General features: G+C 40.4%; 14 protein-coding genes. 13 read left to right on the plus strand and 1 reads right to left on the minus strand.

What is annotated here, in order from left to right:
• The coding region (locus D0T60_RS12575; protein ID WP_163218459.1) for a tetratricopeptide repeat protein at nucleotides 1-688 on the plus strand (688 nt) is incomplete at its 5' end.
• A 211-nt stretch (nucleotides 689-899) separates the two neighbouring features.
• Nucleotides 900-2,504, plus strand: coding sequence for a hypothetical protein (locus D0T60_RS12580; RefSeq protein ID WP_163218460.1), 1,605 nt, complete (start codon nucleotides 900-902; stop codon nucleotides 2,502-2,504).
• A gap of 39 nt (nucleotides 2,505-2,543) precedes the next feature.
• Here D0T60_RS12580 and D0T60_RS18835 read toward each other — a convergent pair whose 3' ends face one another.
• A complete protein-coding gene (locus D0T60_RS18835) occupies nucleotides 2,544-2,711 on the minus strand; it encodes a hypothetical protein (protein WP_163218461.1) in 168 nt (55 codons plus the stop codon).
• Between D0T60_RS18835 and D0T60_RS12590 the strand changes: the two genes are divergently transcribed.
• The 11 genes from D0T60_RS12590 to D0T60_RS12640 all read left to right on the plus strand — a co-directional run bounded on the left by D0T60_RS12590 (nucleotide 2,629) and on the right by D0T60_RS12640 (nucleotide 17,622).
• On the plus strand, nucleotides 2,629-3,873 hold the full coding sequence (locus D0T60_RS12590; protein WP_239059559.1) for an Mfa1 family fimbria major subunit: 1,245 nt from the start codon (nucleotides 2,629-2,631) through the stop codon (nucleotides 3,871-3,873). The two genes, D0T60_RS18835 and D0T60_RS12590, sit on opposite strands and share 83 nt — an antisense overlap.
• Nucleotides 3,874-3,971: 98 nt before the next feature.
• Complete coding sequence (locus D0T60_RS12595) at nucleotides 3,972-4,907, plus strand: FimB/Mfa2 family fimbrial subunit (RefSeq protein WP_163218463.1); 936 nt, start codon at nucleotides 3,972-3,974, stop codon at nucleotides 4,905-4,907.
• 20 nt (nucleotides 4,908-4,927) lie between these two features.
• Nucleotides 4,928-6,406, plus strand: a complete 1,479-nt coding sequence (locus D0T60_RS12600) for a hypothetical protein (RefSeq protein WP_163218464.1) — start codon at nucleotides 4,928-4,930, stop codon at nucleotides 6,404-6,406.
• 40 nt (nucleotides 6,407-6,446) lie between these two features.
• A complete protein-coding gene (locus D0T60_RS12605) occupies nucleotides 6,447-9,521 on the plus strand; it encodes a hypothetical protein (protein ID WP_163218465.1) in 3,075 nt (1,024 codons plus the stop codon).
• A 574-nt stretch (nucleotides 9,522-10,095) separates the two neighbouring features.
• Nucleotides 10,096-10,758, plus strand: coding sequence for a LysE family translocator (locus D0T60_RS12610; protein WP_163218466.1), 663 nt, complete (start codon nucleotides 10,096-10,098; stop codon nucleotides 10,756-10,758).
• 3 nt (nucleotides 10,759-10,761) lie between these two features.
• A complete protein-coding gene (locus D0T60_RS12615) occupies nucleotides 10,762-11,307 on the plus strand; it encodes a DUF4924 family protein (RefSeq protein ID WP_163218467.1) in 546 nt (181 codons plus the stop codon).
• Nucleotides 11,308-11,463: 156 nt separating this feature from the next.
• Nucleotides 11,464-12,309: a dTDP-4-dehydrorhamnose reductase gene (gene rfbD / locus D0T60_RS12620; RefSeq protein ID WP_163218468.1), complete on the plus strand. Its 846-nt coding sequence runs from the start codon at nucleotides 11,464-11,466 to the stop codon at nucleotides 12,307-12,309.
• 146 nt (nucleotides 12,310-12,455) lie between these two features.
• Complete coding sequence (locus D0T60_RS12625) at nucleotides 12,456-14,024, plus strand: peptide chain release factor 3 (RefSeq protein ID WP_163218469.1); 1,569 nt, start codon at nucleotides 12,456-12,458, stop codon at nucleotides 14,022-14,024.
• A 246-nt stretch (nucleotides 14,025-14,270) separates the two neighbouring features.
• Nucleotides 14,271-14,531: an OadG family protein gene (locus tag D0T60_RS12630; RefSeq protein ID WP_163218470.1), complete on the plus strand. Its 261-nt coding sequence runs from the start codon at nucleotides 14,271-14,273 to the stop codon at nucleotides 14,529-14,531.
• Between the two features lie 23 nt (nucleotides 14,532-14,554).
• Nucleotides 14,555-16,387, plus strand: coding sequence for a biotin/lipoyl-containing protein (locus D0T60_RS12635; protein ID WP_163218471.1), 1,833 nt, complete (start codon nucleotides 14,555-14,557; stop codon nucleotides 16,385-16,387).
• The gene (locus D0T60_RS12640; RefSeq protein WP_163218472.1) at nucleotides 16,387-17,622 is read left to right on the plus strand and encodes a sodium ion-translocating decarboxylase subunit beta; all 1,236 of its coding nucleotides are present in this window, start codon (nucleotides 16,387-16,389) and stop codon (nucleotides 17,620-17,622) included. The genes D0T60_RS12635 and D0T60_RS12640 overlap by 1 nt, the downstream gene beginning before the upstream one ends.
• Nucleotides 17,623-17,638 lie beyond the last annotated feature (16 nt).

The following is a 17,638-nucleotide window of genomic DNA, read 5'->3' on the forward strand; positions in this document are numbered from 1 at the left end:
TGCCGCTGCTTTGAAAGAATACATACGTGTTCGTTATATGCTTCCCGAACAGATCTTCTCTGTAAAATCGGTAGCCGAAGACTGGGACGGATTGAAAGCCCGTATCGAAAGTGGCGACTTTGCACAGAAAGATCGTATCCTAAGTATAATTGATAGCAATGACGCTCCCGATACCAAAGAATCTCGCCTGAAAGGCTTGGGTGCATATTCTCAATTACTTCGCGATGTATTCCCCGAACTGCGTCGTGTGGAGTATCAGGTAGACTATGCCGTGCGTAGCTACAGCAATGCCGAAGCACGTTCGTTGGTGAATACTAATCCAAGCAATCTCTCTCAACTTGAGTTGTATCGCTTGGCAGAAAGTTACGGGAAAGAAAGTGCCGAATACAAACGCATAATGATGGAGATAATTCCTAAGTATTACGAAAATGATGCTACTGCCCTAAGTAATGCCGCCGCCTTGTTGTTGGAAAATGGCGAGGTAAACAGCGCTCTCCGTTTATTGGAAAAGGTACGTACTTTCCCTCAAAGTTGGAACAACCTGGGTGTTGCTTATATGCTGCAAGGTGATTTGGATAAAGCCGAAGAACTTTTGAAACAAGCTCAAGTATCCGGCAACAAAGAAGCTACACACAACTTGAACGAAATAGCTAAAATCAAGGAAGACGAAGCTAAAAGAAAAAGATAAATAAGTGGTCATAATTAATTTATAGTATGAGAAAGTCCCCCTCCGCCCTTTGGGCACCTCCCCCTTGCAGGGGAGGAGTCGATGCCGCAGGAATTCCTCCCCTGCAAGGGGGAGGTGCCCAAAGGGCGGAGGGGGCAATGATATAAACTAATTATGAACATTTATTTAATTCAATAACAATCATTTATTCAACAAACAAATCATTCATTTAATGAAATACTTTCTCACCTGTATCCTCATCCTCTTGGTGCTCTTATCTTGCGGTACTCCGCGTTCGAGCCTCCTCACAGAGCCTCTTTTCCTGATGCCTAACCGCATCACCATCTCCCACTACGGAGAGGAAACAGGAGGTGTGCGTACGCTGAGTGAAGACGTAACCTATACAGAAGAAGTAGAAGTAGATGCTGACATCTCTACCACCGAACCTACAGGGCTGGATACCACACACGTGTATGCCATCCCTTCGGTGACGGTGATATCTAAAGCACGCTTTGCCCCTGTTCGGGAAGGTCAGGTAAATATCGACTTTGTGATTAAAATCCCTAAAGGATTTCTTTCGGACGATTACCAGATATGCCTTACTCCGGAACTGCTTCATAACGATTCATTAGTAAAGTTGGAAAACGTAGTGCTGCGTGGCAAAAACTTTATAGAGAAACAAAAACAAGATTACGAACGATACAACCAATATGTAGCTACCATTATTGACCCTATGGGTTACGATACGGCTTTTATTAACCATACCGCTGTAGAGCAGGAGTTAGAACGCCGCCGTAAAACTGAGTTAAATACCTACTACACCCGTTGGAGTCAGTATCAGGAATACCTGAAATGGCAAGCGACAGAGCAGGAGAAGTACGACCTTTATAATATTCAGGAAAATGCAAAGTTTAACCGGAAAATAGCTGCATCCGATAAGGTTTATTACAATAAGTTGTTCCGCATGCTCTCAATGGGGCAAGATACTACACTGTATGCTGCTAAATATCGTGTGAAACGTAAGAAACTACTTGCTTCGGCCCCGGTGCATAAGCAGATTACCTTGGGTACTGTGCCTGTCAAGTATCGTGATATTTACCAGCACGGTGTTAAACAACAAGATATTGAACCCCTGTTGCCCGAAGAAAAAGATTCCATTCGTATTGCTTCCGAGCACGTGATGCACGAGCGTATTGCGCTCAACGAAATCAAAGGCAGTCGTAAAGAAGAGGTATTCAAGCGCATGGTTCCTGCTCCTTACCAGCCCGATGCACATTACAATGCTACCATTGCTCCGGAATGGAACTTTAATTATCGATACACAAGACCTTATCCGGTGAAGGGTAACTTAAAAACTTTGAAGCTGACTCTGAAAGGATATATCACTGCTACCGACCGCAGTAATTATAACATCCGCCGAACCGACACGCTGAGCTATGTAATTTCCTCGATGGATGAACTGGCAGACGGCAGTTTGCTGACTAATCTAAATTTCACCGACAATCAGCGGAGAGATTATACAGCAGCCCTGCAGCTGCTGCGAAATAGAGAGTATAAACGAGCATTGGATATTTTTACCGATTATAAAGATTACAACACTGCTCTGACACTTGCCTGCTTAGGTTATAATAAACGGGCGTATAACCTGATTATTACTTTAGGAAGGAGTGCCAATAACTATTACCTGGCTGCTATACTTAGCACACGTTTAGGAGACGATCAACAAGCGATACAGTTATTGGAGGAAGCCTGCAAAATGGATGAAACAAAAAGATTCCGTGCCGACAGAGATCCGGAGATGAGTGCTTTGGTTAAGAAGTATGGATTAACTATTTAGAATAAACTTTGCCGCAAGGTAACAGATAACTTAAGAGAATTACTTTTTTTTATTAACAACTAATTTTTTTATTAAAATGAAAATGAATTTTAAGTATGTATCAATGATGGCTTGTGCAGCTTTAATGGCTGGATTTACAAGCTGTAGTAACGACAGCGATGTTGAAGCACCTGCTCCAAGTGAGAAGGGTACTGCAACTGTTGACATTAAATTGAATATTCCAAGCACACGTGGTTCCAGTAACTATATAGGAACAAGCGAAGAAAGTGCAATAAAGGAAATTTCTGTTTGGATCTATGACGTGAAAGATGGTTCTACAACTGTTTCTCATAAAAAGGTTGCAAATGGTGCAAGTGTAACAGGTATTGAGACTACCGCTGGTGAAAAAGTGATTTATGTAGGAGCAAACTTACCTGCTACTATTAAAGGTAACATCACTAGTGCCGGTAAAGATCTTATCACAAGTTATGTACACAACATCACGATGACTGATTTAGCAAATGATGTAGCTAATAATGGAATTGCTATGTTTGCACAAACATCTCTTAGCGCAAATTTAGTAGCAACTCCCGAAGGAACAACAACTACTCCTAATGCTAATAAGCTAACTGTAAAAGTAGAACGTATGGTAGCGAAAATCGCGGTTGCACAAAAAACAGACATAGTTTTTGCAACGGGATTTGAAACTACTTTGGATTTCACTGTAAAACAAACTAACCGTTACATCTTTACCACTAAACAAGAAACTGACCCTAACTACAATGGTTACTTGTATTCTTGGAATGGTACTAAATCGGTTATTGAAGCTGGTGCTACTTATGGTCCGGAGCAATTCGAAAACAGCCAGAACTATTTAGCAGTTAAAGCAGTTGCTGATGGAGCAGATGGTGATGCTTGGAGTGCTAATGTAAATTCATTCTATGTACCTGAAAACATGGAAGTATTAGGACGTATGGGTTCTAACACTTATGTATCTATCAGAGCCAGATATGGTACTACTACTTTCTGGACTATTAACGATGCGACTACTAATGCGTTAAAATCAATCGAGACTTCAAAACCTACAGCTGCTGCTGATGAAGTTGTTTATGAATACAAAGATGGTTATTGCTACTATCGTGTTTATCCGATCAAAGAAACCGGATATAACGTACATCGTAACGACTACTATCGTGTGAAAATCAACGAAATCAAAGGCTTAGGTGCTCCTAACGATGAAACAGAATATACAGAAGATCCTGATAAAGAGCCAGATCCATTCTATCCTCCGGGAAAACCAATTGATGAAACAAATGCGTTGGTTGATGTAACTGTTGAAGTTATGAACTGGGTTCTTTTCGATGAAGAAGAACATGTTCTAGGCGAATAATTTGTAGCCATTATAAAAGAAAGAGGAGAGAGCTACTCTCTCTTCTTTCTTCCTCTTTCTCTTCTTTATTTTTTTATTAAGTAAACCGAACGACTTTTATGTATAAATCCATCAGTATAACAGTTCTCGTAGGATGTATGCTCCTCTCACTTACCTCTTGTGTTGGCGATGACTTATCCAATTGCCCCACCGTGGAGCGTTTGCGCATACGGTTTATCAATGGGCTATCAGAAAATGCCAACCCCATACAGCATTATGATGTATCGCAACTGGCTGATGTTTTCATTTTCGATTCACAGGGCATGTTTTACCGCCGCCTTTCGGATATAAATACGGTGATGACGGCTGACTATGTGATGGAAACTACCTTACCCGCCGGAACATATAGCTTTGTGTCTTGGCTGAACCTACAATCTTGTTATGAAATTGAACCTGCAGAGTTTCAGGTAAACCAAACACATATAAACGATGCACTACTACATCTTTCATTAGATGCCAGTAATATGGTAAACACAGCTCCGCATCTACTCTTTCATGGTATACAAAAAGAGATAGAAATTACCGGAGACTATCAGGATATTGAAATTCCGGTTGTGCCGGATAATTATCAGGTGAACTTTAAGGTTACCGGCCCATTGTGGGTGGGAATAAACTACCAATTTAATGTGCAGGCCAGCAATGGTATTTACAAATTTGACAATTCTTTTGCTCCTTGTCAGGAGTTCGACTATAGATACACTGTTTCGCCGGATGAAAACAATGTTTTGTATGCTAGTCTCAGATTTATGAGATTGTTTCGCGATCGAAATCCAATGTTAACCATTACTAATCGGTACACAGGCGATTGTATTTACAAACACAACTTAGTGGATTTAATTCTACTATTGGAAAAAAAACTTGGAGTAAAGATCGACTTCTCTCGCGATTACGTTTTTGATATTGAACTGGATTTGAGGGGAGATGAAGAAACTGCCGATATGGAAGCTTTTATAACCATAAATGGTTGGCGAGTCTGGGATGAAGAGAACGTTTGATAGATTAAAATTTTAGGATTATGAAAATAAAACATGCTTACTCACTTCTTCTTGCTGTCGTCTTATTATTGTTCTCGTGCGATAGTGGTTCCGGGGAACAGCCTTTTCCGGTGAATCTGGGAGATGACGAGATGAAGATGGATATAACTATTCTGACCCAAAACTTCGATAAACCTATCGATGGGGTACTAAAAGATATAACAGTGCTGGCTTTTGTAGAAAGAGATCCGAGTGGCGAACCTGGTGAATATTACTTTGCTTACCAAGCAATAAATGCTACTTTAAGTCCTGTTTCCGGAGAGGAAGGAAAATGGAAAGTGAGCGCCATTGTTAAGAAAATGGATGGAAAAAAACAGAAGTTTGCTTTTTACGGGAACTTGAATGCCCATGGTATTAGCCCTGTAGGTGGACTGGAGAATGCAATAGAAGCCCCAACAGTAAAAATGCAGGATGCTCTGAATAAATATATTTATGCCACCAAGAGCGGATGGGGTACTACTGCTGGTGGTAATACCAATGATTTAAATAATGATTCGGAACTTTTTCCAATGTATGGAATCACTCAGCAGGAGTATAAATTGGAAACTAAGAATGGATTGTTTGGAAATTTAGGAGAAAGCGTTTACCTCTTCCGTATGGTAGCTAAATTGGATATTTTTCTGCACAAGGAACTGACCGACGTTATTACTTTTACCAATAATAATAATGATGTGGTAATGAAGAATGCTAAAAAGGAAGGGTATATTTCTTATCATTTGGGAGATAATTATATGAACTATAAAAACTATGGTACATATTACGATCCGGAGTCGGCAGAGAAAATGGCAAAACTTCATGGCTTATCAGCTTGGATTCCAAGCTCTCCACAACTATATAATAAGAGCTACAGCTTGACGGATTTTACCACCGAAGAGGCAGCTAAATATCCTTCCGGTAGCAAAATACAAGGATGTACTAAGCGTGTTGTTGGAAATATTTATATGCACGAATCGGGAGGATATAAAAACACTGCCGACAAGAGTCCGGTTTACTTTGAATTTACAGGAACACCAAAGCTTGGGACAGCAAAAACATACAAGCTTTATTTAGATTCGGATATACTCAGAAACTGCCACTACCAAATAGTGGTGTATCCACCGGTGGGTAATAGATTAATCTATACAATAGTTCCATGGACAGAAGTCAATTTGAATGGTAATACCAATAAGCTAAGCAAATTAAACATCTCGGCCAGTCAATTTACTATAAAAAGAAAAGTGAATAGCGAGGCAAGTATTTACGTCTGGACAGATCAAGAAACAGTAACAGTGGTAGAAACCGGTAATTGGGATAAGTTTACCTATGATGATCCTATTACTCTGAATGACGCTGCTGACGGAGGAAAAGAAGGAAAAATAACCTTCAGAGTCAAGTCGGCTTTGAGCTCAGGTACAAAATATTCTATTACTCTTAAAGCAGGTACCCTGAATAAGAAAATAGAATTAACAGGAACTAATTGATAGTTATATAAATATAAGAAATATATTAATCCGGAACCTTATGAAATTACGAATATTACAATACTTCATTCTTTTTAGCGTTTCGTTGTTAGCCTTCTCTTGTGCCGACAATGAGTTGCTTGAGAATTCAGAATCTGTATTGCCTCCCGTGCCCGAAGGCAAAGCTCGTATCAATCTGTATACGAATGTAGACTATTTTCAGAAACCTACTTCGCGGGCAGCAATCGATGAGAGTCAGATCAATAATCAGCCTTGGGTGTTTGTGTTTAGCGGTACAGCTGATACTTCTAAATTTAAGGAAGTGAAGCAAGCCAAACTTATGAATGGAAAAACAGTGGTTGAACTAAGTACATCTACCGCTGCGGTTCGCGTATTGGTTGTAGCCAATGCACCGGCTACTTTCTGGAATATTTCAACTTCAAAATCTGTTGCTTTCGATGCGTCTAATCTGGCTACTGTTCTTGCAGGAAAAAGCTATGCACAAGCTGTAAACACAATACTATACAGCCCCAAGTTGCTTGCTGCCCCTACTGCCAGTCCTTACGATGGTGGTTACCTGCCTATGTCGGGCAAATATAATTTAACATCGGTGACTGATGATTCAAATATAGGAACAACCGAATTACCAGTAGAATTAACCCGTGTAGTAGCTAAAACTACAGTAATAAATTCGCAATCAGGGTTTACTGTCGAGGGTTTAGGAGCCATCAATACCCGTGCTTGCGGACGGCTTTATCAAGAGGGGAGCACTATTCCTACCGCCTCTGTTACCGGAAAGATGAACTACATAAATAGTAGCGATGAAATTATTGCCGTTATTGATGCCGCAAATAACGTTGATAACGCACTTTATCTTTACGAAAGTGCCGCCGCCGAAGGAGTGGCCTTAATACTGAAAGGAAAACATGGCACTAACGCTTCTAAATACTACAAACTTCAATTTAAGTCGTCTGCCGATGGAAAAGTTGTAGACATCAAACGCAACCATTGGTACAAGTTTAATATCAGTTCTATATCCGAATCAACAGGCTATAAAACTGTAGGAGAAGCCATTGCCGGAAGATTTGCCAATGTAGAATTGGTCATTGAAGATATGGGCTCGCATGATATGATTGATAATGGAAAATTTTATCTAGGCGTGAGCAACTCGGAATTCATTCATTTTGGAGATGTTATAGAGAATGATGAGCTTACAGAACTTGTGACTAAAGCCATTGATCTTGAAAAGCATGTAATAACTACTGTATACACAGACGCACAAGCAGTAGGAATAACAAAAATGTCTATTTGTGCTGAGGTTGGGGGGAAATCCGTTAATACTGGAGATATAGATATAAGAATCAACGATGTTGATGGGGCATCAATAAGTTCTGATATGTCTATACCAGGAACGTCTTTTGATTTGTGCTTATTTTCCATAAAAGATTATATTGCAGAATTTAATTTAAGAATAAAAATAGAAGATACAACTGGTAGCGGATTTATAGAAAAAGTAGTTACCTGTAGCTTAAAGCCTTATTTAACTCCCAGAGGAGGAACCTACTCACTAGGAGAGGACTATATAAACGCAAAAGTAAAGGATGGCAAAGGAAATGCCAGTGCCAACTGGTTAACGCTTAGCACAAGCGATACAGGAACGGGGGTTACGGAAATTACGCATGGCGATAGTCCGAGCAGTGTTTATTTAAAGTTTACTGAGAATATCTCAACTGAGGCATTCGCTGTATTTGATAATAATATGAATGATAAATTTTATGACTGGATACGTGGTAAAAGAAGAAGAAATGCAGAAGTGTTTTTGTTTCGAGCAAATGGTAAGGGAAGAACAAAGGTAACCGCGGATCAGACTTATCTTTCTTATCAGATGGCGAATGCAGATGTTGGTAAACCTATAATTGCTTTTACTTCGAAGAATTATATAGGTGCCTTTTGGAGACATGATCAAAGAGGCGAACGATTAATTACTCTACCAGCTCGAGGAGAATCTAAAAAAGTAGGAAGAGGTGAAGCTGGAAAATGGAAAGCAAAGGTTATTAAGGGAGATTTTATTGTGCTTGATACGCAGGAATCCAGACCCGATAAAGTTGGTAGTGAAATAGGACTTTATGATGCTGAGGCTAATCTAATAAGTGGTAGTAGTAAAGAAGTTTCGGGAACCGCAGTGATGGGTAATGCTGACAACGACGGTACACCAATCTATTTTCGTATTGGGCTAACAAGTAAACTTGCAAGTGAAAACACTGAGCCCAGATATGGAATAGTTGAAATACAATATAATGATTATTCAAAAACATCTCGATTGTATATTCGTCAAGGAGAAAAACCTGTGAATAAGATTGTTTATCCTTATGTTCATCATGATGGTCGAAAACCTGGGCGCTTTTCACCTTATAATATAACAGCAACAAACGATGCAGATATACAGGCTGTTTATGATGCAGGGTTATCAGGCTTTAAACCTAGTGGAGGAGTTACTTTTACTCAATTTCCTTCTCAAATAGGATATTTGTTTAAATGGGGCGGAAAAACAGCTTACTACCCTTTTACCACCCTTCCAACTACGGGAAAATGGACGGATACTAGAGGACCAATTGACGTTGTTGGGGGGCAAGCTACTTCACATACCCCTTGTCCTACTGGATGGGTAACCACGGATTTTGGTAGAGATATTTGGCCACTAAAGGAATATGGTGCTACTACATCTGAAAAGATTATTAGTTTTACAGAATATGGATATTATGCGGATGGATATACGGATCGCCTCAAAAAGTTTAATATGGGCACATTTAATGGAATGGGCTTAGGAACTATTATTTTTTTTCCGCCGCTGTCAAAAAATGATTATAATAATCCTTCTGATCGTCAAATGGCAGCGACGTTTCTTTCTGCTCCTTCTGTGATGGTTGAACTTATACCTGATGAACCAGAAATATCCTTAGTCAGCAAATTTTATCCTGTTGTTGAAAGTTTTGATGGCCATGATCGCTTGTGGATTGCTCTTGGTGGTAGTCAACGGCCAGTCCCCCTTAATGCGTGGCATAACTCTTACAGTGGACCATCTTCTTCAGGATATAAAGGCGGTACAATGGTGTATCGTTGTGTAAAAACACCATAAACGAAACCGTTCCCGCAACTTTACCCGTTCCGGACAGTAGTTGTTCCAAGATATTCTCAGAAAGGTAAAAACCCCGTGTTCGGGCGGGGTATATAAATGCCCGAATGATGTCAACATGCCTTCGCTGTGAAGCGCGGAAATGATGTAAAATAGGTTTTTTGCTAAAGTGACCCTGCCAGGCGTGGCAGGGTTTTTGCGTTTTGGGGGAACAAAATTTTCACTCATCCCCAAACACCCGGGTCTTTTGCCTCAAAACATCCGGGTCTTTTTACCCGAAACACCTGGGTGTTTTCACGCTAAAGAAACTGTTAATCAAAACTTTATCTACCGGGCAAACACTCTCTTTTATATGTGGTAAAAAAAGAGGTGCGTTAGGTGCGTGATTGGCGCGTTAGGTGTTTTTGCTCACCTAACGCACCTTAAGTTGTTGATATATAAATAGATAAACCACAAGTGCGTTAGGTGCGTTAGGTTTTGGCATAGAATTCCCTGTATAAAAACAGTTTAGGCATGCACCGACAAAAAAACGTTAACACATTGCTTTCATCTCACAAAAAAGTATGATATTTGCAGCATGATAAGTATTGAGGTCCCCATACTAAGTTTATTAGTAAAAGGATTCATCATAGGCATTGTGGTGTCGGCACCCATGGGGCCTGTGGGAGTTCTTTGCGTTCAGCGTACCTTGAATAAAGGGCGTTGGTATGGATTTGTAACAGGGGTAGGAGCATCTATCAGCGATATAGCCTACGCACTTCTTACCGGATATGGTATGAGCTTTATTTTCGACTTTATTAGTACGAATATCTTCATCCTTCAGCTTCTTGGAAGTATTATGCTGCTCGGCTTTGGGTATTACACATTCCGGAGCAATCCGGTAAAGTCCCTTCGTCCCGCCTCAAAAAGTAAAGGTACTTATTTACATAATTTCATCACTGCCCTTCTGGTTACACTGTCTAATCCACTTATCATATTTCTTTTCATTGGTTTCTTCGCACGTTTCGCTTTTGTGCTACCGGACATTCCTATTGTAGAACAATTGTCGGGCTATTTAGGTATATTAATCGGGGCTATTACCTGGTGGTTAAGTATAACCTTCTTTGTGAACAAGGTGCGGAATAAATTCAATTTAAGAGGTATTTGGATGGTTAATCGCATTATTGGCATTATTGTTATTATAGTGGCAGTAGCAGGGGTTGTTTTTACCTTGCTCGGAGAATCTTTTTATCATAATTAATATATGTATATATCACAAAAGCTAAAGGAGAGTAGCATTGCCGAATACCTTCTTTATATGTGGCAAGTGGAGGATTTGATACGAGCCGCAGGATTGGATATGGATCGCCTTGAAGAGATGGTCGTTTCAGGGTATAAGGCAAATGATGATGAAAAGAAAGAACTGGCAAAATGGTACGAGAACCTTATTGGTATGATGCGCGAAGAGGGAGTTACTCAATCCGGGCATTTGCAGATTAATAATAATATCATCATTCACTTAACCGAATTACACCAACGCTTACTTGCTTCTCCTAAGTTTCCTTTTTACAGTGGAGCGTACTATAAGGCTTTGCCGTTTATTGTGGAGCTAAGGCAGAAAGGGAACGGAACAGATAAACCCGAAATAGAAACTTGCTTTGAAGCTCTTTACGGAATGTTGCTATTGCGTATGCAACAAAAACAGATCAGTGAAGAAACGCAGAAAGCAGTGAAAACGATAAGTGAATTGCTCTCTTTGCTGGGTACTTATTATCATAAAGATAAGGTGGGCGAATTGGAGTTGGATTAGAATATATAATAAATGGTTCGGAAATGATTGAATTTGAACCGCAGAGTTACGCAGATTAACGCAGAGTTTTTAATACAATGCTGTATAGAACTAAAATTTAATCCTCTGCGTTAATCTGCGTAACTCTGTGGTTCAATATAACTCAAACGATATAATATGAATATACTAATAACCGGTGCCAACGGACAGTTGGGAAATGAAATGCGCGTATTGTCTAAGGAATATGGACAGTACACTTATTTTTTTACTGACGTAGAAGAATTAGATATCTGTAATGAAGAAGCTGTAAATAACTTCGTTGCAGAAAACAATGTAGACGTTATTGTAAATTGTGCTGCCTATACGGCTGTGGACAATGCCGAAGATAATAAAGAACTAAGTGATAAACTAAACAATATAGCTCCCGGATATCTGGCTCGTGCAGCACAGAAACGAGGTGCTTCCATCATACAGGTTTCTACCGATTATGTGTTTGATGGAACCAATCATATCCCCTATACAGAGGATGAACCAACCTGTCCGGCTTCTGTTTATGGAACTACCAAGCTGGCAGGCGAGCAGAATGTGATGGCTCATTGCGACAAAGCCGCAGTTATCCGTACCGCCTGGTTGTATTCTACCTTTGGCAATAACTTTGTGAAAACCATGATTCGCTTGGGGCGTGAGAGAGATACCTTAGGAGTAATCTTCGATCAGATAGGTACCCCTACCTATGCACGTGATTTAGCTGCTGCTATTTTTGCCATTATAAATAAAGGTGTAGTGCGTGGTATCTATCATTTTAGTAATGAAGGAGTATGCTCTTGGTACGATTTTACCAAAGCCATTCATCGGCTCGCAGGTATTACAAGTTGCAAGGTAAATCCTCTTCATACAGCAGACTATCCAACTAAGGCAGCACGTCCTCATTATTCTGTATTAGATAAAACAAAGATCAAAGAGACTTTTGATATTGAAATTCCTCATTGGGAGGAAAGCCTTGTAAGCTTTTTTGGTTTATAGTTTATAGTTTTAAGTTTGTAGTTTGAAGTTTATAGTTTGAAGTTTCTATACAACATTATAACTCCAAACTCCAAACTCCAAACTATAAACTCATAAACTATAAACTCCAAACTCATAAACTATAAACTCATAAACTCCAAACTCAAATGACCGAAATAGAAAGAAGGCGAACCTTCGCCATCATTGCCCACCCCGATGCCGGTAAAACCACCCTGACAGAAAAGCTGTTGCTTTTTGGGGGACAAATACAGGTGGCAGGTGCCGTGAAAAGCAACAAGATAAAGAAAACAGCTACCAGCGACTGGATGGAGATCGAGAAACAACGTGGTATCTCGGTAACCACTTCCGTTATGGAGTTCGATTATAAAGACTATAAGGTAAATATCTTAGATACCCCCGGGCATCAGGACTTTGCCGAAGACACCTTCCGCACACTGACTGCCGTAGACAGTGTAATTATTGTAGTAGATGGTGCAAAAGGGGTAGAAGCACAAACACGGAAGCTGATGGAGGTTTGCCGTATGCGTAAAACCCCGGTTATTATCTATGTAAATAAGATGGACCGTGAAGGGCAAGATCCCTTCGATCTGTTGGATGAACTGGAAGAAGAACTGAAAATAGCTGTACGTCCGCTTTCCTGGCCAATTGATCAGGGGATAAGATTTAAAGGAGTGTATAATATTTACGAACGTAAATTAGACCTTTATCAATCGTCTAAACAAGTGGTTACCGAAAAAGTTGCGGTAGATATTAACAGCGAAGAATTAGATAAACAAATTGGCGAGAACCTTGCTGAGAAATTACGTTCCGATCTTGAACTGATTGACGGTGTATATCCCGAGTTTGATAAAGAAGAATACCTGAGGGGTGATTTGGCTTCTGTATTTTTCGGTTCTGCCCTGAACAACTTTGGCGTGCAGGAACTATTGGATTGTTTTGTAGAAATAGCTCCCAGTCCTCGTCCTGTGCAAGCAGAAGAACGTTTGGTGAAACCCGACGAACCTAAATTTACCGGTTTCATCTTTAAAATAACGGCCAATATCGACCCGAATCATCGTTCGTGTGTGGCTTTCTGTAAAGTATGCTCGGGTAAGTTCGAACGTAATGCACCCTACAAACACATACGGCATAATAAAACACTTCGTTTCTCGTCGCCCACCCAATTTATGGCACAACGTAAGGCGACGGTAGATGAAGCTTGGGCAGGAGATATCATCGGTTTACCCGATAGTGGTGGCACCTTTAAGATCGGCGATACCCTGACAGAGGGCGAGCTATTGCACTTTAAAGGATTACCCAGTTTCTCTCCGGAAATGTTTAAATACATAGAGAACGCCGACCCCATGAAGCAAAAGCAACTATCTAAAGGAATTGATCAGTTGATGGACGAAGGGGTAGCTCAGTTATTTGTCAACCAGTTTAATGGTCGTAAGATTATTGGTACAGTGGGGCAACTTCAATTCGAGGTTATTCAATACCGCTTGCTACATGAGTATAATGCGTCTTGCCGTTGGGAGCCGCTCAGCCTTTACAAAGCCTGTTGGATAGAAAGCGATGATCCGGCAGAACTGGAAGCTTTCAAAAAACGTAAGTATCAATATATGGCCAAAGATAAGGAGGGAAGAGATGTATTTCTTGCCGATAGCGGCTATGTGCTCCAGATGGCACAGATAGACTTTAAGAATATTAAGTTTCACTTTACGAGTGAGTTTTGATTTAGTAGTCGGTAGTTAGGAGATAGTGGTAAGTTGTACTTAAATTCTGCGCTTATATTTCCTGGCTACTATATTCTAACTACTGACTACTAACTACTGCCTTCTATCTCTTAATCTCCTTTCTTCTGACATTTTAGCTTTTTTTATTCCTTCTTTCTATCCTTTTCTTATTTATATTGCGTATTTTCAGGCGTTTTTTACATAAAAACGTCTTTCAAATATATAAATCATAATTTTATTCAAGCTATGGAGAATATGGAAACAGGATTGTTACTGATGCTCGTAGGAATGATTACCGTATTTACTATCTTATTGATAGTCATTTATTTGGGTAAGCTACTCATTGCATTAGTCAACAAGTATGCCCCTGAAGAAGTAGTGCCGGTAAAGAAGGTACAAAGTACATCAACGTCTATACCTCCGCATATATTGGCGGCTATTACAGCAGCGGTAAATGTGGTGACGCATAATAAAGGTAAAGTAGTAAAGGTAGAAAGAAAGAATTAATCCAATAGATTTAGTACAAGAACATGAAAAAAGAAGTAAAGTTCAGTTTGGTTTTCAGGGATATGTGGCAGTCGGCCGGTAAGTATGTGCCCCGTGTAGATCAACTGGTAAAAGTAGCTCCGGCTATTATCGAGATGGGTTGTTTTGCCCGTGTGGAAACAAATGGCGGAGGATTTGAACAAGTAAATTTATTGTTTGGCGAGAACCCCAATAAAGCTGTGCGCGAGTGGACGAAACCTTTCCATGAAGCAGGCATTCAGACACACATGTTAGATCGTGCATTAAACGGATTGCGTATGAGCCCCGTACCTGCCGATGTGCGTAAGTTGTTTTATAAAGTAAAGAAAGTACAAGGAACAGATATTACCCGTACGTTTTGTGGATTGAATGATGTGAGAAACATTATTCCCTCTATTAAATATGCCAAAGCAGCCGGAATGATTTCGCAATGTGCCCTGAGTATTACACATTCGCCTATTCATACGGTAGAGTATTATACCAATATGGCGTTGGAGTTGATAAAAGAAGGAGCAGACGAAATCTGTATCAAAGATATGGCAGGCATCGGTCGCCCGGTTTCTTTGGGAAAGATTGTGGCGAATATAAAGAAAGCACATCCCGAAATTCCTATTCAATATCACAGTCATGCAGGTCCCGGTTTTAATATGGCTTCTATTCTGGAAGTTTGCGAAGCCGGTTGCGATTATGTAGACGTAGGTATGGAACCACTTTCATGGGGTACCGGACATGCAGATGTTATCAGCGTGCAAGCCATGCTGAAAGATGCCGGATTCCAAGTACCCGAAATCAATATGGAAGCATATATGAAAGTACGTGCTATGGTACAAGAATTTATGGATGACTTCCTCGGACTTTATATCAGCCCAAAGAATCGTTTGATGAATTCTCTGTTGATAGGTCCGGGACTGCCCGGCGGAATGATGGGTAGTTTAATGGCCGATTTGGAATCGAATCTTGAATCTATCAATAAATACAAAGCAAAACGCAATCTGCCTTTTATGACGCAAGATCAATTGCTCATTAAACTGTTCGATGAAGTAGCTTATGTATGGCCCCGTGTTGGTTATCCTCCATTGGTTACCCCTTTCAGTCAGTATGTAAAGAATCTGGCCATGATGAATGTAATTGCCATGGAGAAAGGCAAAGAACGCTGGGGTATGATTGCCGATGACATCTGGGATATGATTCTGGGTAGAGCCGGACGCTTACCGGGAACACTTGCGCCGGAAATTATAGAGAAAGCCGAACGCGAAGGACGTAAATTCTTTGATGGAGATCCGCAAGATAATTATCCGGATGCACTCGACAAGTATCGTAAAATGATGAAAGAGAATAAATGGGATCTTGGCGAAGATGATGAAGAACTATTCGAATATGCTATGCATCCTGCTCAATACGAAGCCTACAAAAGCGGTAAAGCGAAAGAAGACTTCCTGGCCGATGTAGCTAAGAAGAAAGCAGAAAGAGATAAATCTCCAATGGACGACGCCAAACCCAAAAAGCTGACCGTTCAGGTAGATGGACAATCATATTCTGTAACTGTGGCCTACGGAGAGGCTGATTTACCGAAAGAGGATGCTGCTGCTCCTGTAGTTTCCGGAGAAGGAAAAGATGTACTTTCACCATTGGAAGGCAAATTCTTCTTGACGAAAGATACTTCCGAAGCTCCACTGAAAGTAGGTGATGTTGTGAAAGAAGCAGATGTGATTTGCTATGTGGAAGCAATGAAAACTTATAATGCAATCCGTGCGGAATTTGGAGGAACAGTAACTGCCATCTTAGTAAATAATGGAGATGCTGTTTCTGAAGATGACGTATTAATGAAGATACAGTAATGAAGGAAATATTAGAGAATTTATACAATATGACTGCTTTCAGTAATATTATTGCTGAACCGCAGTTTCTGATAATGTATCTGATTGCTTTCGTCTTACTTTATCTGGGCATCAAGAAACAGTATGAACCTCTTTTGCTGGTTCCTATTGCTTTTGGGGTGTTGTTGGCTAACTTCCCGGGTGGAGAGATGGGCATAATTCAGGCCAATGAGGCAGGAAATGTACTAATCAAAGGTGTAGAGAAGAATATTTGGGAGATGCCTCTCCATGATATTGCTCATGAAATGGGGTTGATGAACTTTCTCTACTATATGCTGATTAAAACAGGATTCCTTCCTCCGATAATCTTTATGGGGGTAGGGGCGTTGACCGACTTTGGTCCGATGTTGCGTAACCTGCGTTTGTCTATTTTTGGAGCGGCTGCCCAGTTGGGCATCTTTACGGTGTTGCTGGTAGCTATATTGATGGGCTTTACTCCTAAGGAGGCAGCTTCATTAGGAATTATTGGTGGTGCAGATGGACCAACAGCTATTTTTACTACCATTAAACTGGCCCCTCATTTATTAGGACCGATTGCTATTGCGGCTTATTCATATATGGCATTGGTTCCGGTAATCATTCCTTTGGTAGTAAAGCTCTTCTGTACAAAGAAAGAACTTTGTATCAATATGAAAGAGGAAGAAAAGAAATTTCCTTCTAAAACCGAGTTCAAGAATATGCGTGTATTGAAGATTATCTTCCCGATAGCAGTTACTACAGTTGTAGCCTTATTTGTGCCTAGTGCTGTTCCTTTGGTGGGTATGTTGATGTTTGGTAACCTGGTGAAAGAAATAGGAACCAATACTTTCAGACTATTTGATGCTGCCTCCAACAGCATAATGAATGCTGCAACTATTTTCTTGGGGCTCTGCGTGGGTGCTACTATGACTACCGAGGCTTTCCTAAACTGGACTACCATTGGTATTGTGGTAGGAGGTTTCCTTGCATTTGCTATTTCCATTGCGGGAGGAATATTCTTTGTGAAGTTCTTCAATCTATTTACCAAGAAGAAAATCAATCCATTGATTGGAGCAACAGGGCTGAGTGCTGTACCTATGGCGAGCCGTGTAGCAAATGAAATCGCATTAAAGTATGATTCTAAAAACCATGTATTGCAATATTGTATGGCAAGTAACATCTCGGGTGTTATTGGGTCGGCAGTTGCGGCAGGCGTATTGATTTCTTTCTTAGGATAAACAAACCCTTACAATA

The sequence above is a fragment of the Bacteroides sp. 224 genome, assembly GCF_010500995.1.
GTDB lineage: Bacteria > Bacteroidota > Bacteroidia > Bacteroidales > Bacteroidaceae > Bacteroides.